This is a genomic window from Buttiauxella gaviniae ATCC 51604 (genome assembly GCF_001654835.1).
Lineage (GTDB): Bacteria > Pseudomonadota > Gammaproteobacteria > Enterobacterales > Enterobacteriaceae > Buttiauxella > Buttiauxella gaviniae.
In genome coordinates, this window is sequence record NZ_LXEP01000020.1 from 17,701 (window position 1) to 41,201 (window position 23,501).

Annotated in this window: 18 protein-coding genes; 6 read left to right on the plus strand and 12 right to left on the minus strand. The window is 50.4% G+C overall.

What is annotated here, in order from left to right:
• Positions 1–107 precede the first annotated feature (107 nt).
• Together hypF and M977_RS10150 are read left to right on the plus strand one after the other, a co-directional pair.
• Positions 108–2,327: a carbamoyltransferase HypF gene (gene hypF / locus M977_RS10145; RefSeq protein WP_064514589.1), complete on the plus strand. Its 2,220-nt coding sequence runs from the start codon at positions 108–110 to the stop codon at positions 2,325–2,327.
• A 4-nt stretch (positions 2,328–2,331) separates the two neighbouring features.
• Positions 2,332–3,354 carry a HoxN/HupN/NixA family nickel/cobalt transporter gene (locus tag M977_RS10150; protein ID WP_064514916.1) on the plus strand — a complete coding sequence of 341 codons (1,023 nt, stop codon included), beginning with the start codon at positions 2,332–2,334 and terminating at the stop codon, positions 3,352–3,354.
• A 43-nt stretch (positions 3,355–3,397) separates the two neighbouring features.
• Here the strand turns inward: M977_RS10150 and avtA are convergent, their stop codons facing one another.
• Together avtA and M977_RS10160 are read right to left on the minus strand one after the other, a co-directional pair.
• Positions 3,398–4,651 carry a valine--pyruvate transaminase gene (avtA, locus tag M977_RS10155; RefSeq protein ID WP_064514591.1) on the minus strand — a complete coding sequence of 418 codons (1,254 nt, stop codon included), beginning with the start codon at positions 4,649–4,651 and terminating at the stop codon, positions 3,398–3,400.
• A gap of 190 nt (positions 4,652–4,841) precedes the next feature.
• Entirely contained in the window at positions 4,842–6,860 is a 2,019-nt protein-coding gene (locus tag M977_RS10160; RefSeq protein ID WP_064514593.1) for an alpha-amylase, read from the minus strand.
• Between the two features lie 314 nt (positions 6,861–7,174).
• Between M977_RS10160 and M977_RS10165 the strand changes: the two genes are divergently transcribed.
• A complete protein-coding gene (locus tag M977_RS10165) occupies positions 7,175–8,008 on the plus strand; it encodes a protein bax (RefSeq protein WP_034460478.1) in 834 nt (277 codons plus the stop codon).
• A gap of 78 nt (positions 8,009–8,086) precedes the next feature.
• Here M977_RS10165 and xylR read toward each other — a convergent pair whose 3' ends face one another.
• The 4 genes from xylR to xylF form a co-directional block, all read right to left on the minus strand.
• The gene (xylR, locus tag M977_RS10170; protein ID WP_064514595.1) at positions 8,087–9,265 is read right to left on the minus strand and encodes a D-xylose utilization transcriptional activator XylR; all 1,179 of its coding nucleotides are present in this window, start codon (positions 9,263–9,265) and stop codon (positions 8,087–8,089) included.
• A 93-nt stretch (positions 9,266–9,358) separates the two neighbouring features.
• A complete protein-coding gene (xylH, locus tag M977_RS10175; RefSeq protein ID WP_064514597.1) occupies positions 9,359–10,540 on the minus strand; it encodes a xylose ABC transporter permease XylH in 1,182 nt (393 codons plus the stop codon).
• Positions 10,527–12,059: a xylose ABC transporter ATP-binding protein gene (locus M977_RS10180; protein ID WP_064514599.1), complete on the minus strand. Its 1,533-nt coding sequence runs from the start codon at positions 12,057–12,059 to the stop codon at positions 10,527–10,529. Before M977_RS10180 ends, xylH begins: the two co-directional genes overlap by 14 nt.
• Positions 12,060–12,117: 58 nt before the next feature.
• Positions 12,118–13,110 (minus strand): D-xylose ABC transporter substrate-binding protein, encoded by a 993-nt coding sequence (gene xylF, locus M977_RS10185; RefSeq protein WP_064514601.1) that lies wholly within the window; start codon positions 13,108–13,110, stop codon positions 12,118–12,120.
• A gap of 376 nt (positions 13,111–13,486) precedes the next feature.
• On the opposite strand from xylF, the gene xylA reads away from it, so the two are divergent.
• Entirely contained in the window at positions 13,487–14,809 is a 1,323-nt protein-coding gene (xylA, locus tag M977_RS10190; RefSeq protein WP_064514603.1) for a xylose isomerase, read from the plus strand.
• Between the two features lie 190 nt (positions 14,810–14,999).
• A complete protein-coding gene (gene xylB, locus M977_RS10195; RefSeq protein ID WP_064514604.1) occupies positions 15,000–16,454 on the plus strand; it encodes a xylulokinase in 1,455 nt (484 codons plus the stop codon).
• A 119-nt stretch (positions 16,455–16,573) separates the two neighbouring features.
• On the opposite strand, the gene gntU is transcribed toward xylB, so the two are convergent.
• From gntU to M977_RS10220, 5 genes are all read right to left on the minus strand, one after another.
• Positions 16,574–17,914, minus strand: coding sequence for a gluconate transporter (gene gntU, locus M977_RS10200; RefSeq protein WP_064514606.1), 1,341 nt, complete (start codon positions 17,912–17,914; stop codon positions 16,574–16,576).
• Positions 17,911–18,444 carry a gluconokinase gene (gene gntK, locus M977_RS10205; protein WP_064514608.1) on the minus strand — a complete coding sequence of 178 codons (534 nt, stop codon included), beginning with the start codon at positions 18,442–18,444 and terminating at the stop codon, positions 17,911–17,913. Before gntK ends, gntU begins: the two co-directional genes overlap by 4 nt.
• Positions 18,445–18,823: 379 nt before the next feature.
• Entirely contained in the window at positions 18,824–19,819 is a 996-nt protein-coding gene (gene gntR, locus M977_RS10210) for a gluconate operon transcriptional repressor GntR (protein WP_064514609.1), read from the minus strand.
• A gap of 105 nt (positions 19,820–19,924) precedes the next feature.
• A complete protein-coding gene (locus M977_RS10215; RefSeq protein WP_064514611.1) occupies positions 19,925–20,620 on the minus strand; it encodes a pirin family protein in 696 nt (231 codons plus the stop codon).
• A gap of 124 nt (positions 20,621–20,744) precedes the next feature.
• Complete coding sequence (locus M977_RS10220) at positions 20,745–21,782, minus strand: oxidoreductase (RefSeq protein WP_064514613.1); 1,038 nt, start codon at positions 21,780–21,782, stop codon at positions 20,745–20,747.
• Between the two features lie 456 nt (positions 21,783–22,238).
• Between M977_RS10220 and yhhY the strand changes: the two genes are divergently transcribed.
• Positions 22,239–22,742, plus strand: a complete 504-nt coding sequence (gene yhhY / locus M977_RS10225) for an N-acetyltransferase (RefSeq protein ID WP_064514615.1) — start codon at positions 22,239–22,241, stop codon at positions 22,740–22,742.
• Positions 22,743–22,775: 33 nt separating this feature from the next.
• Here the strand turns inward: yhhY and msrA are convergent, their stop codons facing one another.
• Entirely contained in the window at positions 22,776–23,501 is a 726-nt protein-coding gene (gene msrA / locus M977_RS10230; protein ID WP_064514617.1) for a peptide-methionine (S)-S-oxide reductase MsrA, read from the minus strand.

Below are 23,501 nucleotides of genomic sequence, written 5' to 3' on the forward strand. Positions count from 1 at the left end.
ATGACGCTGCGCTAATCCCTCCTACGGGTTTTGTAGGTCGGATTAGCGTAAGCGACATCCGAAAAAATTTCCCCATACGAGTACCAATAGTGAATTTTAACGGCGTGATGCTACGCATTCGCGGCAAAGTACAGGGCGTTGGCTTCAGGCCATTCGTCTGGCAACTGGCACAACTTCTCAAACTCACAGGCGATGTCTGCAATGACGGCGCCGGTGTGTTGGTGCGCCTGACTTCCCCCGCCGATGCGTTTATCACCCAGCTTCACGCCAAATGCCCGCCACTGGCGCGTATCGATAGCATTGAACAATCGACAATGCTGTGGGAAACACGCCCCCATGATTTCACCATTCGCCACAGCGCGAGCAGCTCGATGGACACGCAAATCGTTCCGGATGCCGCAACCTGTCCGGATTGCCTGCGCGAGCTGAATGACCCGCACGATCGTCGCTACCGTTATCCGTTTATCAACTGCACCCACTGTGGCCCGCGCTTTACGATAATTAATGCCATGCCCTATGACCGCCCAAACACGGTGATGGCTGCGTTCCCGCTCTGCCCGGCGTGCGAAAAAGAGTACCGCGACCCAATGGACCGCCGCTTCCATGCCCAGCCTGTCGCCTGCCCTGAGTGCGGGCCGCAAATTAGCTGGCAATGTGGCGAGCAAAAACTTGCGCGCGAAGAGGCGTTACAAGCAGCCATTGCAGCGTTAAAAGACGGGAAAATCGTCGCGATTAAAGGGCTGGGTGGGTTCCACCTGGCGGTTGATGCAAGCAACGATGCCGCCGTTTCGCGCTTACGCGCCCGCAAACATCGCCCTTCTAAACCGCTGGCTGTCATGCTGCCCGATTCGCACCGGTTGCCCGCAGAGGTAACGGCACAGCTCAACACGCCAGCGGCACCGATTGTGCTAATGGCGAAATCTGCTTTGCACGGGTTAAGCACGTTTATCGCCCCGGGCCTAAGCGAAGTTGGCGTGATGTTACCCGCCAACCCGCTACAACACCTTTTGATGCAGGATTTTGGCGGCCCGCTGGTGATGACATCCGGCAATTTAAACGGCAAACCGCCCGCCATAACCAATCAGCAGGCGGTTGAAGAGTTGGCTGAGATTGCCGACGGCTGGTTGCTGCACAACCGCGATATCGTCCAGCGCATGGATGATTCCGTGGTACGGGCAAACGGTGAGATGCTGCGTCGTGCCAGAGGTTTTGTGCCAGATGCACTTCCGTTACCCCCAGGTTTTGACGCACTGCCGCCAATTCTGGCGTTAGGCTCTGACCTGAAAAACACCTTCTGCTTGCTGCGCGGCAACCAGGCGGTGCTGAGCCAGCATCTGGGCGATCTCGCTGAAGAAGGCGTGGAACAGCAGTGGCAAAAAGCGCGCACGTTAATGTGTGAGACTTATGATTTTAAAGCGCAATACGTCGCGATAGATGCGCATCCCGGCTACCACAGCTCCCGCATCGGGAAAGAAATGGGTTTGCCAGTGAGCACCGTTTTACATCATCACGCTCACGCGGTGGCGTGTATGGCTGAACACAACTGGCCACAGGATGCTGGCGATGTGATTGCCCTAACTCTTGATGGCATTGGTTATGGCGAGAACGACCAGCTGTGGGGCGGCGAATGCCTGCGGGTTAACTATCGCGACTGTGAACATCTCGGGGGCTTGCCTGCAGTGGCGCTGCCTGGTGGTGACCTCGCCGCTCGCCAGCCATGGCGTAACCTGCTCGCCCATTGCCTGGCGTTTGTACATGGCTGGCAACGCCACCCGGAAACGGCCGTCATTCGCGCACAAAACTGGCCATTGCTGGCCACTGCCATTGAACGTGGCATTAATGCGCCAGTCGCCTCCTCCACGGGCCGCCTTTTCGATGCCGCCGCAGCGGCGCTGCACTGCACGCCCTTACAGCAAAGCTATGAAGGGGAAGCCGCCTGCCGCTTCGAAGCACTGGCGTCACAAAGTCGCGGGTGCCTCCACCCCGTTACGCTGCCGGTTATCGCAGGCCAGCTCGACATGGCGACATTCTGGCAGCAGTGGTTGAGCTGGCATGATTGCGCGTCCGCTCGTGCCTGGGCATTTCATGACGCCCTGGCAAAAGGTTTTGCTGATTTAGCCCGCAGCCATGCGCAAAGGCTCGCCATAAAGACTCTCGTCTTCAGCGGCGGCGTGCTGCATAACCGCCTGATGCGCGAAAGATTTTCGTATCACCTAGCAGATTTCAACCTGCTCTTCCCGACACAGTTGCCTGCCGGTGACGGTGCCCTTGCATTGGGCCAGGCGCTTGTTGCCGCCGCCCGTATCACCCTTCCCCCACAAGGATAAAATGATGTTATTGCGTGTTCTTCGTGATAATCCGCGTGCCGCTGTTTTGTTGGTGGTTTTAGTCGCAGCCAATCTTGCCGCCTGGGCCTGGGCGCTGGTTTCGTTTCACCACAGCACCGCGCTGATGGCCGCCAGTCTACTGGCCTGGTGCTACGGTTTGCGCCATGCGGTGGACGCCGACCATATCGCGGCAATTGATAACGTGACGCGCAAGATGATGCAGCAAGGGAAACGCCCGTTTGGTATCGGCGCCTGGTTCTCACTCGGCCATTCCAGCATTGTGGTGCTGGCGTCTATCGCGATTGCCGCAACCGCGGCAGCATTTCAAAATGATATGGACTGGTTCCATGATGTGGGCGGCGTGATTGGCACTGCCGTATCGGCGTGTTTCTTGCTGGCAATGGCGCTGGTCAATCTGGTGATTTTACGCGGCGTATGGCGCAATTTCCGTCAGTTAAAACGTGGCGAGTCGCTGTCTGCCGAAAACACCGATTTTAACGGCGGCGGCATGATGAGCTGGCTATTCCGCTCCACGTTTAAGCTGATTAGCAAAAGCTGGCATATGTATCTGGTCGGTTTTTTGTTTGGTCTGGGTTTTGATACCGCAACAGAAATTGGCGTATTGGGCATTTCTGCCGCCAGCGCATCCAGCGGGATGTCGATATGGTCGATTCTGGTGTTCCCAGCGCTGTTTGCCAGCGGCATGGCGCTGATTGATACGCTCGACAATATGATTATGGTTGGCGCTTATGGCTGGGCGTTTAACAAGCCGCAGCGCAAGCTCTATTACAACATGACGATTACGGGCACATCGGTTGTCGTGGCGCTGTTTATTGGTGGCATGGAAGCGTTAGGGTTGTTAGCGGATAAATTCAACCTGCACTCCGGTATGTGGAAGTGGGTCGATGCGCTAAATGAAAACCTCGGCAATGCGGGCTTTATTGTGGTTGGGCTGTTTATTGGCTGCTGGATTGTGTCGATGCTGAACTACCGTTGGAAGGGGTACGATTCGTTGGTGGTTCGCTAATCAGGCAAACCTTCTCCCTTTCCAGGGAGAAGGTTATTAGAATTTACTTCGCTTCAGCCCACGCGCGTTCAATCTCTTCAGCAAGAATCTTCACACCCGCTTCTATTTTCTCCGGCTCCGGCACATAGTTCATGCGCATGCACTGATGCGTGTGCGGCCACGGCTTATCAAGTCCTGGGAAGAAGTAATCCCCCGGCACCATCAATACACCGCGCTTTTTCAGGCGCTGATAAAGCAGCTCGGTCGAAATCGGCAGGTCTTTAAACCACAACCAAAGGAAAATCGCCCCTTCTGGCTTGTGGATCAGGCAGCGTTCTGGCGATAAATAGCGGCGAATAACCGCGATCGTGTCCTGAACACGCTGGTAATAGAACGGTTTGATCACTGTTTCAGACAAGCGCAGCAAGTCGTTACGCTTAATCATTTCAGTGGCCATTGCCGGGCCAACCCCGCCAGGAGCCAGGCTGATAATGCCGTTCATATTGGTGATAGCGGAAATGATTTTTTCATTGGCGATGATGATGCCACAGCGGCTACCCGGCAAGCCGAGCTTCGACAGACTCATGCAAAGGATAATGTTCGGATTCCACAACGGGCGTGCCTCGGTGAAAATAATGCCCGGGAACGGTACGCCATATGCGTTATCAATCACCAGTGGAATACCGTGCTGGTGCGCCAGAGCGTCGAGTTTAATCAGCTCTTCATCGGTAATGACGTTGCCCGTCGGGTTGGTTGGGCGCGACACGCAAATCATGCCGGTATCCGGGCCAATGTGCAGGTGTTCAAAATCGACGTGATATTTAAACTGGCCTTCTGGCAGCAGCTCGATATTTGGGCGCGTAGAGACAAACAGGTCTTCTTCAAGGCCTGAATCGGCATAACCGATGTACTCCGGAGCGAGCGGGAACAGGACTTTTTTAGTGCTGCCATCCGCATAACGACCCGCGAACAGATTAAACAAGTAGAAAAATGCGCTTTGGCTACCATTAGTCAGTGCAATATTCTGTGGAGCAATATCCCAACCTAATTCTGTACGCAGCATTTCTGCAAGCGCGCCAAGTAACTCACTTTTCCCCTGCGGACCGTCGTAATTGCATAGTGCATCGGTCATTTTCCCGTTTGCCAGCATGTCTGCCAGTAGATCCTGGAAGTAGTCGTTCATCGCAGGAATTTGGGCAGGATTACCGCCACCGAGCATGATAGCTCCAGGTGTGCGTAGGCCGTCGTTGAGGTCCTCCATCAGGCGTGTAATGCCTGCATGGCGGGTAAATTTGTCGCCGAAAAGTGAAAACGTCATAGCGTAGATCTGTCTTTGACTATCAAAAAGAGGCTAACCATAGCGCCGGAGAAGACATGGTGCAAACGCATTAAGGATAGTTGCAGTCATGGAATATGCTGCTTTAGATAAGATAAAAAGCATTAAGTACTGCGCTTCGCTTTGCGGCCTACAAGTGCATTTGTAGAGCGGGTAAGCGAAGCGCCATTCGTTATTGATTCCCCGCCCAAACGACCATTACTTTGTCGCCTGCAGATTCACGGCTAAAGCCGTACCCTTGCTTCATGCTCAGTGTGTTCTGCATGCCCGCGCCAATTGCCGGGTGGCGGGCTCGGAACTGGCTGATTTTCTGCCAGTGCGACAGAGTGGCAACATTTTGCCCCCAGTTCATATCAGAACGAGTTCCCTGAAGCGGGTCGGAACCTGTCGGGCCAAATGGGCGCTCAGTCTCATCACCATAGAAAATCTGCACCGCTCCAGGTGCCAGCAACAGCAATTCGGCCGCACGCTGACCGCCTTCGCGGAACAGGCGAGTATCATGCGAGGAAAGGTAGCTAAGCACATTGAAATCCTGCAACTTAGTCGCCATCTGCTGCCAGGTGAGATCGATGTTTGCCAGGCAATCCACCGCTTTTGCCGCTTGTTCCTGATAATCAAAATTGATCATCGCGTCAAAGCCGCTGTTGTAGTAATCGCTCCGCATCACGCCGTGGCCCCAGGACTCACCCGTCATCCAGAACGGCGCATCATCCAGCTTTTTATCTGGATTAGCTTTTTTCCATTCGGCCAGTGCAGTAACAGATTGCTCTTTAAGCTGCTGCCAGCCGGCTTTTTCGACATGCTTTGCCGTATCCACCCGGAATCCGTCGATGCCGTAATCACGCACCCATTGGCTGAGCCAATGCGTCAGATAATCTCGCACCGTAGCACCCGCCATTTCTTTTGCTTTGGTATCGGGTTTATTGCGATAAAAGATCGGCAAGCCCGCCGGTTGTGTGGATTCCGTTTTTAAATCAGGCAGGAAGGCCAACGACATGGTGAGGTCGTCAAATCCAGGGGAGTCGTAATTGCCAATATCGGTGCGAATCCAGTTTTTCCCCCACCAGTTTTGCCAGGCCGTTTTATCACCAAAGTTGATGTAATCATTAAAGGAGTGCCAGCTCTGGCCAGGGCCTGGTTTCCAGTCTGTCCAGTGCTTGCCGAGGGTTTTAGTCAGCTCGTCATCTTTAAGATACAGCGCACCAAAATCGTACTCCTGCATATCGGCAAGCGTTGCATAACCTGTATGGTTCATCACGATGTCGAACAAAATTCGAATGCCGCGTTTATGGGCTTCGTCTACCAGCGTACGTAGTTCGTCCTCAGTCCCCATATTGGCATCGAGTTTTGTCCAGTCCATGGTGTAGTAACCATGGTAGGCGTAGTGTGGGAAATCCCCTTTTGTGCCGCCACCAACCCAACCGTGAATTTGCTCGAGAGGCGAGCTTATCCACAATGCGTTCACACCCAGTTGCTGTAGATAATCGAGTTTTTGGGTTAGTCCAGCCAGGTCACCACCGTGGAACGTGCCGATCTCTTGCATTCCATCTTTATGGCGGCCATAGCTGTTATCGTTTTTCGGATTCCCATTCTCAAAGCGGTCAGTCAGCACAAAATAGACCGTCGCGTTGTGCCAGCTAAACGGAGCGGTCTGTTTGGTAGAGGCTGATTCCAGAAGCAACAGGCCGTTGCTATTTGCCGCAGGCATCAGCATAACCTGGCCTTGTTTCACCGTGGCGGTGGCACCACTGTAGAAATCACGCACTTCGCTGCCCTCTGCGAAGGTTTTACTGACATCAATGGTCAACGGTTTACCATCCCATTTCGGGCACTGACGGGTGACATCAACAGGAGCGGCTTGTGCCTCGCTATTGACGCTCAGGATGAGCGTAGGAGTGCCACTGCGCGTATCAATTTGAACCCGATACTCTCCTTCACGAAATAAACGCCAGACGGGTGCTTCCCCTTCGCAAGGTTTAAGCGACAGCGCCTGGTTAAGTTTGATTGATTCCGCAGGTTGCCAGCATGACTGATCTGATTTAAGACTGAGCGGTAATATGCCTTTCGCAAGCTTACCTTCGCTCACAAATAGCCCTGGATTTTGCTCTTTAAACGCAGGTAAACCGGGAGCTGTCCAGGCGGCTTGTACCAGTCCAGGGAACAGGAGAAATAGCAGAGGTAATTTTTTCATAGGGTTAAGCCCGTGTTTATCTTTTATTCAGTTTGGCACTGTTTTAATTAACTGAATTCATCCTCAAAATGGATAGTTGGGGATGAGATAATAGGGTGAGTGACGGGGTTATCAGTTTGCTCAAATATGGGATAACCATCGCATATTACGATACTTTTTACCGTCATAAGAAGATCGTACGTGACATCAATTAAGAATCGGATTATTTATTTTGGTGCTCAGAAGGTCTAAATTTGTTAGTATCCGCGTTTACTTTATTCGAAACCTTTTATAAATAAGGCACTGGAAACGTAACGATCCGACCAGGAGATCTAATGATATCAACCCATTTCCGACGATTTGGGGCTGCGATACTTATGTTACTCACCTTCAGTTTTTCAACTGGGGTATTAGCAAGTAAACATGAGCCAAAATCGCATAAAGCCCACATAGTTAAGACCAAAAGCACAACGACACACAGTAAGAAATTGGTAAGTAGTAAAAAAGAGTATTCTCGCAATAGTGAAATTGCATCGCTCCCTGACTTGCGAAAATACCCTTCCGGAACACCTAGAAAAAAAGCGTTTCTCCGGACGGTCATGCCATATATTACTAGTCAAAATGCAGCGATTACTGCAGACCGTAACTGGTTGGTTTCTAAGCAGTATGAAAAACGCTGGTCACCATCAGAGCGTACTCGCTTGAAAGGAATTACCCAGCGCTACAAAATTGCGTGGAATGGTAATACTAAGCGTGTGCCGTGGAATACGCTGATGGAAAAAGTCGACATCATTCCTACCAACATGGTGGCAACGATGGCTGCAGCTGAAAGCGGCTGGGGTACGTCTAAACTTGCCCGTAGCAATAACAACTTGTTTGGTATGAAGTGCAGCAAGCGCCATTGCAACAGCGAACCAGGTAAAGTTAAAGGCTATTTGCATTACGATTCAGTTAAAGAAGGCGTTAACGCTTACGTAACAAATTTGAATACGCACCCGGCCTATAATTCCTTCCGTAAATCACGTGCGCAATTGCGTAAAGCGGACCAGGAAGTGACTGCCAGCAATATGATTCATAAGCTGAAAGGGTATTCTACAAAAGGTAGTAGCTATAACAATTACCTATTTGCGATGTACCAAACCAATCAGCGGTTTATGGCACCGAACTAATTAAAAAAATAGAATGTTAATAATAAGTAATAATTCACGCCTTCAATTCGAAGGCGTTTTTTTTGCTTAACTCATTCACTAAACCAATATTTCACTATGCCTTTCACGATGATCTTTCGGCGTTGAGTCATACTCTTTTTTAAATACCGAATAGAAATATTGCAGTGATGGGTAACCGCACATTTGCGATATTTCATTGATAGACAAAGACGTAGACACCAGCAAACTGCGCGCTTTTTCTAACTTTTCGGTGTGAATTATTGTATGAATCGTCTCACCAACTTCTTCTTTAAACCGCTTCTCGAGATTCGAACGCGAGATCCCTACCGCATCCAAAACTTGCTCAACTTTGATACCTTTACAGGCATGGTTTCGGATGTAGTGCATTGCCTGAATCACTGCGGGATCATGCAAAGAACGGTAATCCGTTGAACGGCGTTCAACCACACGCACCGGCGGCACCAGAATGCGTTGTAAAGCAAGTGGTTCATTGTCCATCAAACGATGCAACAACTTTGCGGCCTGGTAGCCCATCTGCCTTGTCCCCTGCGCAACCGATGAGAGCGCCACGCGCGATAGGTAACGCGTTAGTTCTTCGTTATCTATCCCAATCACACAGAGTTTCTCCGGCACAGGGATATGCAGATGTTCGCAAACTTGCAGCAGGTGACGTGCACGTGCATCCGTCACGGCAATAATCCCCGTTTGCGGAGGGAGTGTTTGCACCCAATCCGCCAGGCGGTTTTGCGCATGCTGCCAATTCTCGGGGGCCGTTTCTATACCCTGATAAACCACACCCCGGTATTTTTCTTTTGCCACAAGTTGGTTAAAAGCGTACTCACGCTCCATTGCCCAACGCTTGCCACTGGAGTTCGGCAAACCATAGAAGGCGAAACGTTGAACGCCCTTCTCTTTTAGATGCAAAAATGCACTTTCCACCAGGGCATGGTTGTCGGTAGCTATGTAATGTACGGGTGGATAGTGTTCTGGCAAATGGTAGGACCCTCCTACACCAACAATCGGAACATCCGCCCCATCTAATAAACGCTGGATTTCAGTATCATCAAAATCGGCAATCACACCGTCGCCTAGCCACTCTTTGATATTGTCTATGCGGGCACGAAAATCTTCTTCAATAAAAATGTCCCACTCAGATTGAGACGCCTGCAAGTATTCTCCAACTCCCTCCACTACCTGGCGGTCGTAGGCTTTGTTGGCATTGAATAACAACGTAATGCGATGACGTTTCTCAAACATGCTTTTATTCCCTGATAACAAAACATTAAACTCAATACCACAATTGCAACAATGCCGGGAAACATCGCCCCGGCATTGTGAACATTTGCACACTTACGCTTTGCGTTTTGTTGCTGAATCCATCCACACAGCCAGCAATAAAATGGCACCTTTTACGATGTATTGCCAAAACGTAGGGACATCCATCATGCTCATGCCGTTATCCAGCGAAGCCATGATAAATGCCCCCATCACCGCCCCAGCAACGCTTCCCACACCGCCAGCAAGACTCGTACCGCCAATGACACATGCTGCAATGGCATCCAGTTCAGCAATGTTCCCGGCAGACGGAGAGCCAGCCCCCAATCGCGAGCTGAGAATTAACCCGGCAATCGCCACCATCAAACCGTTTATGGCAAACACCGCAAGCTTGGTGCGCTCTACATTTATACCCGATAGCCGCGCCGCCTCGATATTGCCGCCAATCGCGTAAATACGTCTGCCAAACGCTGTGCGAGTCGCCATAAACATTGCCGCTAGCAGTAATAACGTGAGGATCAGCACAGGTGTAGGTACGCCACGGTAATCATTGAGTAGCCAGATAGCCCCCAACACGATAACTGCTGTGATGGCTTGTCGCCCTACGACACCTGTGGAGGCGGGTGTTTCCAGCCCCAGAGCCTGGCGTCGAGTGCGCATCCGCCATTGCCAGGCAACAAAAATCACCAGCCCTAAAGTGCCAATACCAAAGCCAATACCATCTGGCAGGTAACTTTGCCCGATTTGCGACATCGCCGCACTGGTTGGCGACACGGTGGTGCCATTAGTAATGCCAATCAGCACACCGCGAAACGCCAGCATCCCGGCAAGCGTCACGATAAATGACGGCACTTTGCGATACGCCACCCACCAACCGTTCCACGCACCTAAAACGAGGCCAAGAACCAGCGTTACGGCAATCGTGAGCGGTAAAGGCCAGCCCAGCCAGACATCAAAAATGGCGGCCACTCCGCCCAGCAGACCCATCATCGAGCCAACAGACAGATCGATTTCTGCCGAAATGATGACGAACACCATGCCGACCGCCAGAATCCCGGTGATCGCGGTTTGGCGTAACAAATTGGAGATATTTCTGGCACTGAGATAAGCGCCTTCGGTGGTCCAGGTAAAGAACAGCATAATCACCACAATCGCCGCGATCATGACAAAAACCTGGAGATTAAGTGCCCGCAGTCCGGCAAAAGGTGATGCCGTAGGTGCCGTGAGTTTCATTTCAGACGGATTACTTTTCGACATGCTTTTCGCTCCTCAGTGCAGCTTCCAGAACCTGCTCCTGGGTCAGGTTATTATTAATCAGATTGGCTTTGATTCGCCCCTCATGCATCACCAGCACTCTGTCACTCAGACCGAGCACTTCCGGCAATTCCGATGAGATAACAATGACCGCAATACCTTGCTGAACCAGCTGATTAATAAGTTTGTAGATTTCGTATTTCGCGCCGATATCAATGCCACGCGTGGGTTCGTCGAGAATCAAAATGCGTGGATTGAGAAGCAGGCAACGCGCAAGAATGGCTTTTTGCTGGTTGCCACCGCTCAGGCGACCGATTGCCAATTCTGGTGATGACGTTTTAACTTTCAGTCGCCCAATCGATTGCAGAATGCAGTTTTGTTCGGCAGCGTCATCCAGGTGAGTTAACGCGCCAGAAAACTGGCTTAATGCGGCAAGTGTGATGTTTTGCCCAACAGCCATGACCGGCACGATGCCATCTTTTTTGCGATCTTCTGGCACCATCGCAATGCCGTGAGCTATCGCCTGCTGGCAATTGCCGATAGTGACCGGTTGATTATCAATGAAAATACGACCTTCAGACTTGCCCGGCCAGACGCCAAACAGACACTGCACAGCTTCGGTACGCCCTGCGCCGACCAAGCCTGCTATCCCAAGAATTTCACCTTTATGCAGTGAAAACGAAATGTCATTGACTCGCTTGATATGCCGATTGACCGGGTGCCAGGCAGTGAGGTGCTCAACGCGCAGCACTTCTTCACCAGTCTGATGCGGTTCATTAGGATAAAGCGCCGTAAGCTCGCGCCCCACCATCATGGTGATGATGTCTTCTTCACGCATCAATGCCGCATCCCGTGTACCAATCGGCTGCCCATCGCGGATAACGCAAATGGTGTCGGAAATAGCTTTCACTTCATTGAGTTTGTGGGAGATGTAAATACAGGCAATACCATGAGCCTGTAGATCACGAATAATTGCTAGTAGCACCCCAGTTTCTTGCTCAGTTAGTGATGCCGTAGGCTCATCCAGAATGAGTAAGCGCACTTGTTTATTAAGCGCTTTGGCAATTTCGACCAATTGCTGCTGCCCAAGTCCCAGCGAACCGACGCGCGTATCCGGGGAAATATTCAGGCTCACCTGCGCCAGCAATTTTTGGCAGCGCAGCGTCATGCTGTCGTAATCCAGCACGCCATATTGTGAAAGCTCAGCACCGAGGAAAATATTCTCGAGTACTGTTAAGTGTTTAACCAGAGCCAGCTCCTGGTGAATAATCGCAATACCTTTGCGTTCGGTATCGCGGATATGGCTCGCCTGAAGTTTTTCACCGGCGAACCATATGTCACCTTCGTAACTGCCGTAGGGATAGATACCGCACAGCACTTTCATCAGCGTGGATTTACCAGAGCCGTTTTCACCACAAAGGGACATCACTTCACCGGCATCCACCGCCAGGCTGACGTTATCCACTGCTTTCACAACGCCGAAAGCTTTGGTGATATTTTTCATTTCCAGTAAACAAGGCATGACCCCTCCTTACCTGCTTTAAAGGTATCGCCCGCGCAAAAAACACGGGCGGAGTGGGTTATAGCTCGTTCTTCTTGTGGAAACCGTCTGCCACAACGGTGCTGTCGATATTGGCTTTATCGACTTCGATAGGTGTCAGTAGACGCGAGGGAACATCTTTAATGCCATTGTTCAATACAGCATCAGATGCAGGTTGTTTGCCTTCTCCTAATTCCACGGCAATTTCAGCGGCGGTATTTGCCAATTTGGTGATGGGCTTATATACGGTCATGGTTTGCGTACCGGCAATAATGCGCTTCACCCCGGCAAGATCAGCATCCTGCCCGGAAATCGCCACTTTGCCAGCCAGACCCTGCGCACTTAACGCCTGTATTGCACCACCCGCAGTGGCATCATTTGATGCCACCACTGCATCAATTTTGTTGTTATTAGCGGTGAGGGCATTTTCCATAATTTTCAATGCATTCTCAGGCAGCCAACCATCAGCCCATTGGTCGCCGACAACCTTTATTTTTCCACTATCAATATAAGGTTTTAATACTTTCATCTGCCCGGCGCGGAACAGTTTTGCATTATTATCAACAGGCGAGCCACCCATTAAAAAATAATTACCAGAAGGCACTTTATTAACAATACTTTGCGCCTGCAATTCGCCGACTTTTTCATTATCGAAAGAGATGTAATAGTCAATGTCGGCATTATTAATCATGCGATCATAAGCTAATACTTTTATCCCTTCTCTTTTTGCTTCGGCAATCACATTACTTAATACCTGGCCGTTGTAAGGGATAATGACCAACACATCTACGCCACGGTTAATCATGTTTTCGATTTGTGACATTTGCGTTTCTTCGTTGCCATTAGCGGATTGTACAAAGACTTTCGCGCCCAACGATTCGGCTTTTTTAACAAAAATATCGCGGTCTTTCTGCCAGCGTTCAAGACGTAAATCATCGATTGCCATACCGATTTTAACTTCTTTAGCGATACCGCTGATGCTGGTAAGGACGAGCGAGGCACACAACGTTAGTAAAAGGTTCTTAATCTTCATTTTGTTATACCTGTAGGGTGAAATAAATCGGATTAAATATTATTAACATCTGTCGACCGGGCAATTGTTGTCTGTGAATGGCAATCCAGCAATTACAGATTTTTATCTTCTCATTACGTTTTTTTGTTTAATTGTTAATTTATGATGGCGATCGTACTTTAATTTATAAATCCATTTCATTGCGATATTTACTGGAATAATGCTCGAGTTGTTTTTTGGTTTATTTTCATCATTTTTTGCGAGATGGCGCACGTTTGAGCATTCTCTTAATCGTAGTGTGAAATAACGTAATTGAGCAACGTCGGAGGAAAATACAGGATAGTTACAGAATCTCTTACTTGCCGCCCCCCTCTTGATTATGATTACGGAGTCAATTATGCAAGCCTATTTCGACCAACTTGAACGTGTACGTTTTGAAGGTACTAAATCCACTAACCCTCTGGCCTTCCGCCACTACAATCCGGACGAAATTGTTCTGGGTAAACGCATGGAAGAGCACCTGCGTTTTGCCGCCTGTTACTGGCATAACTTCTGCTGGAACGGTGCCGACATGTTTGGTGCCGGTTCCTTTGAACGTCCATGGCAACAAGCAGGCGATGCATTAGGCCTGGCAAAACTGAAAGCGGATGTGGCGTTTGAATTCTTCCACAAACTGAATGTGCCGTATTACTGCTTCCATGATGTGGACGTATCGCCAGAAGGCACGTCACTGAAAGAGTATCTGAACAACTTCGCACAAATGACCGACGTGCTGGCGCAAAAGCAGCAAGAAAGCGGTGTGAAATTGCTGTGGGGTACCGCTAACTGCTTCACCAATCCACGCTTTGGTGCGGGTGCGGCAACCAACCCGGATCCGGAAGTGTTTTCCTGGGCCGCCACGCAAGTGGTGACCGCGATGAACGCCACTCACAAACTGGGCGGTGAAAACTATGTGCTTTGGGGTGGTCGTGAAGGCTACGAATCCCTGCTCAATACCGATTTGCGTCAAGAACGCGAGCAAATTGGCCGCTTCTTGCAAATGGTCGTTGAGCACAAACACAAAATTGGTTTCCGTGGCACGTTGCTTATCGAACCAAAACCACAAGAACCAACGAAGCATCAGTACGATTACGATGTCGCCACGGTTTATGGTTTCCTGAAACAATTTGGTCTGGAAAAAGAGATCAAAGTAAATATCGAAGCAAACCACGCAACACTTGCGGGTCACTCGTTCCATCACGAAATCGCCAGTGCTATTGCCCTGGGCATCTTTGGTTCAGTTGATGCCAACCGTGGCGACCCGCAATTGGGCTGGGATACCGACCAGTTCCCAAATAGCGTGGAAGAAAACTCATTAGTGATGTACGAAATCCTGAAAGCAGGTGGTTTCACCACGGGCGGCCTGAACTTTGATGCCAAAGTGCGCCGCCAAAGCACCGATAAATACGATCTGTTCTATGGTCATATTGGGGCCATGGATGTGATGGCACTATCGCTGAAAATTGCGGCTCGTATGATTGAAGACGGTGAACTGGATAAACGCGTTGCGAAGCGTTATGCCGGTTGGAATGGTGAACTGGGCCAGCAAATTCTGAAAGGACAAATGTCTCTTGCGCAGATTGCACAGTACGCTGAGCAGCATAACCTGGCACCGCAGCATCAAAGCGGGCATCAGGAGTTACTGGAAAACCTGGTGAATCATTATCTTTTTGATAAATAAATTTAAGCCGTAGTCATGAAGTGCAACCTGTAGCGAATGCCCTAAATAATTCGAATTGCAGGACAAAAGGCTTCAGCATTTTGAACAGTGCTTGCGCTGGCCCCAACGGGGCGAGGCTCTGCCGAGTAACGCGGCAAAGGATCTCACCCCTGAAACTTGAAGTATGAAGGGCATATAAGTAGGAGTCGGTATGTACATAGGAATCGATCTCGGAACATCGGGTGTTAAAGCGATTTTGCTGGACGAGCAAGGCGAGGTGTTGGCATCACGCACTGAAACACTGACTGTTTCACGCCCCCACCCGTTGTGGTCTGAGCAAGATCCAGAGCACTGGTGGCAAGCGACAGACAGAGCAATGAAAGCACTTGGCGAGCAGCATTCTCTTCAGGGCGTGAAAGCGCTGGGGATTGCCGGGCAAATGCATGGCGCAACCCTGCTTGATAAACAGCAGAACGTTTTACGCCCGGCGATTTTGTGGAACGATGGCCGCTGCGGTGAAGAATGTGCGCTGCTGGAAGCCGCCGTACCAGAATCTCGCAAGATTACCGGCAACCTGATGATGCCAGGTTTTACTGCGCCGAAGCTGCTATGGGTTCAACGCCATGAGCCTGAGGTTTTCGCGCAAATAGATAAAGTCCTGTTACCGAAAGATTACCTGCGTTTGCGCATGACCGGTGTGTTCGCCAGCGATATGTCCGATGCGGCAGGCACCATGTGGTTGGATGTCGCGAAGCGCGACTGGAACGACAAAATGCTCGACGCCTGCCAGCTGAGCCGCCAGCAAATGCCTGAATTATTCGAAGGCAGTGAAATCACCGGCAAGCTGAAAGAAGACGTGGCAAAAGCCTGGAATATGTCCGCCGTGCCAGTTGTTGCAGGCGGTGGGGATAACGCCGCAGGGGCTGTTGGCGTAGGCATGATGGATGTCGGCCAGACAATGTTGTCGCTGGGCACATCTGGCGTTTACTTTGCCGTTAGCGATGGCTTTCGCAGTAAGCCTGAAAGCGCCGTACACAGTTTCTGCCACGCGCTGCCAAACCGCTGGCACTTGATGTCCGTGATGCTAAGCGCCGCATCCTGCCTTGACTGGGCTGCAAAACTCACCGGGTTAGATACCGTTCCAGCATTACTGGCAGCTGCTGAAAAAGCGAATGAGGAAGCAGGCGATGTGTGGTTCCTGCCGTATCTTTCCGGCGAGCGTACTCCGCATAACAATCCTCAGGCAAAAGGGGTTTTCTTTGGCCTGACACATCAACATGGCCCGGCAGAGTTGGCTCGTGCAGTGCTTGAGGGGGTGGGTTATGCGCTGGCTGAAGGTATGGACGTGGTGCATTCCTGTGGAGTGACACCACAAAGCGTGACGCTAATCGGAGGCGGTGCGCGTAGCCCGTACTGGCGGCAAATGCTGGCAGATATTAGTGGGCAAACGCTGGATTACCGTACGGGAGGTGATGTAGGCCCAGCGTTGGGTGCGGCGCGTCTGGCTCAAATCGCCATGTCACCAGATAAACCTTTGCAATCAATGCTTGGGCAGTTACCGTTTGAGCAGCAACACAAGCCAGATATGGCACGCCATGAGCGTTACAAAACTCGCCGTAAAGTGTTTAGCCAGATTTATCAGCAGATTTTGCCTTTGATGTCATAGAGATATTTTGCTGGGCGGTGATGTGCCCGCCCAGTAAATGTCGGATGTCGCTGCGCTAATCCGACCTACGGAAAACTGTTGTTGGGTGGATTAGCGTTAGCGATATCCACCTCGAATGCTTAAGATAGCAGCGAGAACGCAATCATTCCAACAACCGCACCCGTGGTGCCGAGGATGGTTTCCATCATGGTCCAGGTCTTCAGGGTTTGCCCTTCGGTTGCACCAGTGAATTTACCAAACAACCAGAAACCAGCGTCGTTAACGTGGCTCACAACAATAGAACCACCCGCGATACAAATCGACAAAGCAGCCATTTGTGCGCCGTTATAGTTCAGCTGCTCAATAACCGGCATCACAAGACCAACGGCGGTCAGGCAAGCAACCGTCGCTGAACCCTGAATAATGCGAACCGCAGCAGCCAGCACAAAACAGGTTAAAGCAATGGGCAAACCTAAACCCGTCAGTGCTTCGCCCAGTGCAGGGCCAACGCCAGAATCCACCAGCACTTGTTTAAACACCCCGCCCGCACCGATAACCAGCAAGATAATGCCAGCCGGTTGCAGCGCGTGGCCGCAGATTTCCATGACCTTTTCTTTCGCCATTCCCTGACGATATGCCAGGCCATAAATAGCCACCAGACACGCCACCAGAATCGCGGTGAACGGATGACCAATAAACTCAAGCCATTCGTACAGCGTGGAACCCTGTTCGACGAAACGTGCAGCAATGGTTTTCATGCCAACCAGCACCAGCGGCAGCAGAATAAGCGACAGGCTGAAGCCGAACGATGGCAGTTTGCCTTCGCCCAGATGCGGTTCGGTGATGTCGTCAGGAATATGCAGTTCGACGTATTTACTGATGAAGTTACCAAACAACGGCCCGGCGATAATCATACTTGGAATGGCGGCGCACAGGCCCAGCAGAATCATCCAGCCAAAGTCGGCGTGCATCTGGGAGGCGAGCAGCATTGGCGCAGGCCCTGGCAGCAGAAATGCTGCGGCAGCGGCGACACCTGCGAACAGAGGAATAACTAATTTGACCAGGTTTGTTCCGGTATGACGGGCCATAGAAAACGCCACGCTAATCAGCAGAACAATGGCAACTTCGAAGAACAACGGTAGCGCACAAATCAAACCCGCGAGGCCAATCGCGTAATGTGCGCGACTCTTGCCAAAAGCCTTCAGCATTTTGACGGCTATCTGGTCTACGGCACCTGTTTCATGAAGGATCTTGCCAAACATCGCACCGAGTGCGACGACGATGGCCAGAAATCCAAGGGTGCCACCCATGCCTTTTTCCATGGTTGCCGCGATTTTATCGAGCGGCATCCCGGAAAATATCCCTGCACCAATTGAAACCACCATCAAAGCGACGAAGGCATGCATACGAGCCTTCATCACTAAAAACAGCAGCAGTAAAACCGAACCTACTGCTGTTAAAACAAGTGTTAATGTACTCACTGCGCACTGCCTTCATTAATCACATCAATAGTGCTGGCCACCACGCCTTCCAGCGTTTGGTCAATATCCACCACCAGAACATCAGGTTCGTCAGCTTTTGGTTCTTCCAGCGTTTCAAACTGAGTGACCAACATCTGAGTTTTGAAGAAGTGACCTTTACGTGCTTTCAGACGGTTTTCAATGACTTCAAAATCCCCTTTCATGTAGATGAAAGAGAGATTTGGGTTACCGTCGCGCAATTGGTCGCGATAAACCTTTTTCAGTGCGGAGCAAACAATCAGGGAGACTTTATTGGTGCGTTGCATGGCGAAAGCCGCGTCATTTAACGCTTGCAGCCATGGTTTGCGGTCTTCATCGTTGAGCGGCTCACCGGATGCCATTTTCATGATATTGCAGCGAGGATGCAGGAAGTCACCGTCAAGGAACGCGGCTTTGAGTTGATGTGCTACTTCACTTGCAACAGCAGATTTACCGCTGCCAGAAACGCCCATCAGGACGTAGATATGGTGGTCATGGTTGGTAGTGCTCATAGCGTAGCTCCGACTGTTATACCCTTCATTCTTCAAGCTACCTCTTTGTTGGCTGCGTTCACTCGTCCGAATCACTTAGTTTACTAAGTTCATCGGAACTCCTTCTCTTGCCGCCGCGATGCAACTCGAATTATTTTGGGAATATTAAAACTGTTACGGGTAACTGTTATCGGTAACATTGTCTAAGCTGATTGCGCAATAAGCAATAACCATTAGCTTGCAAAGCGTATAACTGTGAACCAAATCAAAAAATACTGCCACTCCCCCTAAATAATTCGAGGTGCAGGAAGGCCGTAAGTCCCCAGGAACATAGATAACTATGTGACTGGGGCGCGCGGGTGCAGCTAACACACCTGCACCTTGAAGTATGACGGGGGAATTAAATTGAACCGCCGGGAGAGAGAGTAAAACCTAAATCTAACATCTGCGGCGTAACAGTTTCGCCACGTATCCGCGCCAGCAAACGCTCAGCACCAATACGCCCCATACGTTCACGCGGCGTCAGTACGCTGGCAAGACGCGGTTCCATTACCTGCCCAATATCGTGGCCGTGGAAACCGGCAATCGCCATATCTTTTGGAATACTCAAGCCTTGACGCTGGCATTCAAATGCCGCACCAATGGCTAAGTCATCGTTAGTACAGAAGATGCTATCGAGCTGCGGATATTCACGCCTGGCCTGACGGAACAATTCAATACCGGTGGAATATGAGGAGGAGTTTTCGACCATTACACTATATGGCACAAGCCCGGCATCGTTCATCGCCTGCTCATAGCCTTTTTTCTTAATCACAGTACGTTCATCAAGACGTGCACCGAGATACGCTACATGGCGGTGGCCACGCGCAATAATGGCGGCAGTCATCTGGCGTGCTGCTTCGAAGTTATCAAACCCTACGGCAATATCCAGGCACGGCGAAATGCTGTCCATCAATTCAACAACTGGGATACCCGCCACTTCAATCATTTTTAAGGTGCGCGGAGTATGGGTACGCTCGGTAAGGATAAGACCGTCGATATTCCAGGAAAGCATTGATTCCAGACGCTCTTCTTCCAACTCCGGTTTGTAGCCGTAGTGAGCAAGCATGGTCTGGTAGCCGTAAGCATCGACAACGTTTTCAATACCACGAAGCACTTCAGCGAAAACCTGGTTGGTAAGCGAAGGCAACAACACGCCGATTGCGCGACTGGTAGAATTGGAGAGGATGTCTGGTGCGCGGTTCGGAATATAGCCAAGTTCATCAAGGGCTGCGGCAATTTTTACCTGTAACGCAGCGGAAACCTGGTCAGGGTTACGCAAAAAGCGACTGACCGTCATTTTGGTTATGCCAACGCGGTCTGCAACGTCCTGTAATACCGGTCTTTTCTTTTTCATTGTCCTGCTGTGCGGGTTAACTATCGACAACGAAGTTTAGCACGGACAAAGCACAACCTTCCCCTGTTTCCGAGGAAGGTTGTGACCGGTAACTAACGGTATTTATTACACTGGAGGTAAATCGAACAACAGAATCTCACTCGCTTCGTTAGCATGAATCGAAATCGCTTGTTCGTCCCACACGGCGATAGCATCGCTGGTTTTGGCCTGAGTGCCATTAATCGACACATCACCTTTCACGACCTGAATCCAGATACGGCGTTCAGCCGGAATCTGATAAACAGATTGTTCGTCTTTCGCCAGCGCCCAACGCGACAGTTCCATATCCTGATTCACCAGCAAGGAACCCTCACGTGCATCCGGTGAAAGCACCAGTTGGCGGCCTTGCGGTGCATCGAAACGACGTTGGTCGTAACGCGGCGTGATGCCAGTTTTGTCTGGAATGATCCAGATTTGGTACAAACGCAGGCGCTCAGTTTTGCTTGGGTTGTACTCGGAGTGAGTAATCCCGGTGCCGGCGCTCATAATCTGGAACTCACCCGCAGGAACCTTCTCTTCATTCCCCATGCTGTCCCGGTGTGCAACCGCGCCTTCCAGCACATAGGTCAGGATTTCCATGTCCTTGTGCGGATGGGTACCGAATCCTTCTCCAGCGTCCACTACGTCTTCGTTAATCACACGTAATGCCGAGAAACCCATGAAATTGGCATCGTAATAGTTAGCGAATGAGAAGGTGTGCCAGCTATCCAACCAACCATGATTCGCATGACCACGTTCTTCAGCTTTTCTTAAAAAGATCATCTTCATTTCTCCGCAATTCGTTTGATGGGCTAAGTGTGGACCCGAATCGGAAATGATCATAGAGGGTGAAAATTGACGCCTCTGTTCAAAAAAAGTGAACGAGTCAGAGGCGTAAAATTTCTGGTTAAGCGAGGGTCACAGTAGAAGGTGCAGCTTGCTCGAAACCACGTTCGAGGATCTCAAGGTTGGTTAATGCTTCAATTTCTCTGACGTAATTTGGCCTGCCGTTAACAATGGTTTCGTACAGCGCGTCGTATACACGCCCGTAGTCTCCCGCTTCCGGTTTCAGCTCTTCGCGCACGGTTTCGCCCACGTCGTTGACATATTCAAGCAAGCCTACGCTGCTGTCTGCAGCAAAGCCCGGTTCACCCGGCATGATGTAAGCCTTGAGGCTGGTTTCTTGCTGGTCGATGCCGAACTTAATGAACGAACCTTTGGTGCCGTGAACTAGGAATTTCGGGTAATCGATTTTGACTAAATGGCTGGTTTTGACGATGGCTTTCATATCGCCATAGAAAAGCTGCGCTTCAAAAGTATCGTCCGGGTTGGCTTTATTACGCACGCTACGAATATCGTAGGCAACGTGATCGGGGCGGCCAAACAGCGAGATGATTTGGTCCATGGTATGCACACCGAGGCCATAGAACGCACCATCTGCCGGCAGCCCTGGTTTAGTTTCCGCAACCGGGCGATACATATCAAAGTGACTTTCAATTTCAACGATATCGCCAAGCTTTCCGCTTTCGATGGCTTTTTTCATCGTCAGGAAACAGGAGTCAAAACGGCGATTCTGGTAAGGCGTGACGGTCAGCCCTTTGGCTTTCGCCAGTTCGAACAACTCTTTGGCTTCAGCAAGTGTCGGGGTAAACGGTTTTTCCACCAGCACATTTTTGCCTGCTTCCAGCGCGCGTTTCGCGTAATCAAAGTGGCTATCAGCGTGGGTGCAAACCACCACCAGCTTGACCTGCGGGTCGTTCAGCACTTCGTCCAGATCGCTGGTGAAATGAATGTGGTTATATTCCGGCTGCTGCTCGATATCCGGCTTTTCATTGCGGCGGAAGATATGGGCAACGTGGAATTTATCTTTGCGGACCAGAACGTAAGGGAGGTGGTAACGCGTGGTACTTTTGCCAAAACCTATAAAAGCGCAGTGTAGGGTCATTGCTTCGTCCTTTTTGACTTTGAATTGCAATTACCATACTTGAGTCTTTGGCGGATGTCGCGGCGCTAAGCCGTCCTACGAAAACAATGTTTTTATAATAAAGAGCGAGGGTTTTGCCCAAATTATTTGGAGTTGTAGCAAGGCGGCAAGGGAACGAATCCCGATGAGCTTACTTATGTAAGTGATTCGGGTGAGTGAGTGCAGCCAACACAGCTACAGCTTCAAATAAGCAGGGCAAAAAAAAAGCCAGCAGAGCTGGCTAAAGTAATACTGGAAGCAATGTGAGCAATGTCGTGCTTTCAGGATGTCTCCGTAGGGGTCTCCCCTGAATGCATGGCAATAATAATCATTATCATTCGCACTTGTCTACTTTTTTTTAGAAAAAATTGGCAGTTGACGAAAATTAAAAAGTCAATAATGTTGAAGGGGTTACCTAACCAATTGAGGATAAAAGGAATGAGTGAAATCGTGATACGCCATGCTGAATTAAGAGATCTTGATGCTTTACGTCAGATTAACGCCCAGCCAGAGGTTTATCACAACACGCTACAAATTCCTCATCCTTCGCTAGAAATGTGGGAAGAACGAATGAAGCATCCACCTTCTGGACGCAAAAGCCTGGTGGCTTGCATCGACGATGTGGTTATGGGCCATTTAGTTCTGTCTGTTGAACCCAACCCGCGCCGCAGCCACGTTGCGACTTTCGGGATGAGTGTTTGTATGAAACATCGCAATCTTGGTGTCGCCAGCGCGCTGATGGCAGCCATGACCGACCTGTGTGATAACTGGCTGCGCATCGAACGCATTGAGTTGACGGTGTTTGTTGATAACGCGCCTGCCCTGGCGGTGTACCGGAAATTCGGTTTCGAGGTTGAAGGTACCGGTAAGAATTACGCGCTGCGCAATGGTCAGTATGTGGATGCGTATTATATGGCGCGCCACAAAGTGAACATGCAGTGAAGGCCACGGGGGAGTTCATCTCCCCCGCTTAATTTATTCTTTTACCAGTACAGCCTGCTCACGGTAGTTGTGTGGAAAGTACTGCTGCAATTCTTTAATTTTCGGCAAATCATTCACCACAATGTACGGGTGATTCGGATTGTCGTTTAAGAAGTTTTGATGGTAAGCCTCCGCCGGATAAAAATGCCCATTACTTTCCACTTTCGTCACTATCGGCTTGCTGTAACTATGGCTGCCATTCAGTTGTGCGATATACGCTTTCACCACTTCGGACTGCTGCGCATTCATCGGAAACACAGCTGAACGATATTGCGTTCCGGTATCCGGACCTTGTCTATTTAGTTCGGTTGGATTATGGCCAACAGAAAAGAAGATATGCAGCAATTCACCGTATGTCACCTGAGTTGGGTCGTAAGTGACCTGGACAGTTTCCGCATGGCCCGTATCGCCATTACTAACCTGATCGTAATTCGCGGTCTGCGCATCGCCACCAGCATAGCCAGATACTGCGTTAGTCACACCTTTAACGTGCTGGAATACACCCTGAACTCCCCAGAAGCAGCCACCAGAGAACAGCGCAATTTCGCTGTGTGATGAGCCAGGTGCTTCATCGCGTGCAGGCGCAGGAATAACCACAGCGGGTTCAGCTCCTCCCATCGACCAGGCACTGCTCTGAAAGGCAAACGCGGATGCCGCCACCAAGCCCACAATTAAGCTGTAATTACGCAGAGACAGAATACTTTTTCGGTTAATTTTCAT

What these genes read in the sequence shown, in the direction of transcription:
- M977_RS10150 (WP_064514916.1), top strand. Translation starts at nt 2,332, where the DNA reads ATGTTATTGCGTGTTCTTCGTGATAATCCGCGTGCCGCTGTTTTGTTG.
- M977_RS10180 (WP_064514599.1), bottom strand. Translation starts at nt 12,059, where the DNA reads ATGCCTTGTTTACTGGAAATGAAAAATATCACCAAAGCTTTCGGCGTT.
- avtA (WP_064514591.1), bottom strand. Translation starts at nt 4,651, where the DNA reads ATGACGTTTTCACTTTTCGGCGACAAATTTACCCGCCATGCAGGCATT.
- xylB (WP_064514604.1), top strand. Translation starts at nt 15,000, where the DNA reads ATGTACATAGGAATCGATCTCGGAACATCGGGTGTTAAAGCGATTTTG.
- M977_RS10220 (WP_064514613.1), bottom strand. Translation starts at nt 21,782, where the DNA reads ATGACCCTACACTGCGCTTTTATAGGTTTTGGCAAAAGTACCACGCGT.
- xylA (WP_064514603.1), top strand. Translation starts at nt 13,487, where the DNA reads ATGCAAGCCTATTTCGACCAACTTGAACGTGTACGTTTTGAAGGTACT.
- hypF (WP_064514589.1), top strand. Translation starts at nt 108, where the DNA reads ATGCTACGCATTCGCGGCAAAGTACAGGGCGTTGGCTTCAGGCCATTC.
- yhhY (WP_064514615.1), top strand. Translation starts at nt 22,239, where the DNA reads ATGAGTGAAATCGTGATACGCCATGCTGAATTAAGAGATCTTGATGCT.
- M977_RS10160 (WP_064514593.1), bottom strand. Translation starts at nt 6,860, where the DNA reads ATGAAAAAATTACCTCTGCTATTTCTCCTGTTCCCTGGACTGGTACAA.
- gntR (WP_064514609.1), bottom strand. Translation starts at nt 19,819, where the DNA reads ATGAAAAAGAAAAGACCGGTATTACAGGACGTTGCAGACCGCGTTGGC.
- xylH (WP_064514597.1), bottom strand. Translation starts at nt 10,540, where the DNA reads ATGTCGAAAAGTAATCCGTCTGAAATGAAACTCACGGCACCTACGGCA.
- msrA (WP_064514617.1), bottom strand. Translation starts at nt 23,501, where the DNA reads ATGAAAATTAACCGAAAAAGTATTCTGTCTCTGCGTAATTACAGCTTA.
- xylR (WP_064514595.1), bottom strand. Translation starts at nt 9,265, where the DNA reads ATGTTTGAGAAACGTCATCGCATTACGTTGTTATTCAATGCCAACAAA.
- gntK (WP_064514608.1), bottom strand. Translation starts at nt 18,444, where the DNA reads ATGAGCACTACCAACCATGACCACCATATCTACGTCCTGATGGGCGTT.
- M977_RS10215 (WP_064514611.1), bottom strand. Translation starts at nt 20,620, where the DNA reads ATGATCTTTTTAAGAAAAGCTGAAGAACGTGGTCATGCGAATCATGGT.
- M977_RS10165 (WP_034460478.1), top strand. Translation starts at nt 7,175, where the DNA reads ATGATATCAACCCATTTCCGACGATTTGGGGCTGCGATACTTATGTTA.
- xylF (WP_064514601.1), bottom strand. Translation starts at nt 13,110, where the DNA reads ATGAAGATTAAGAACCTTTTACTAACGTTGTGTGCCTCGCTCGTCCTT.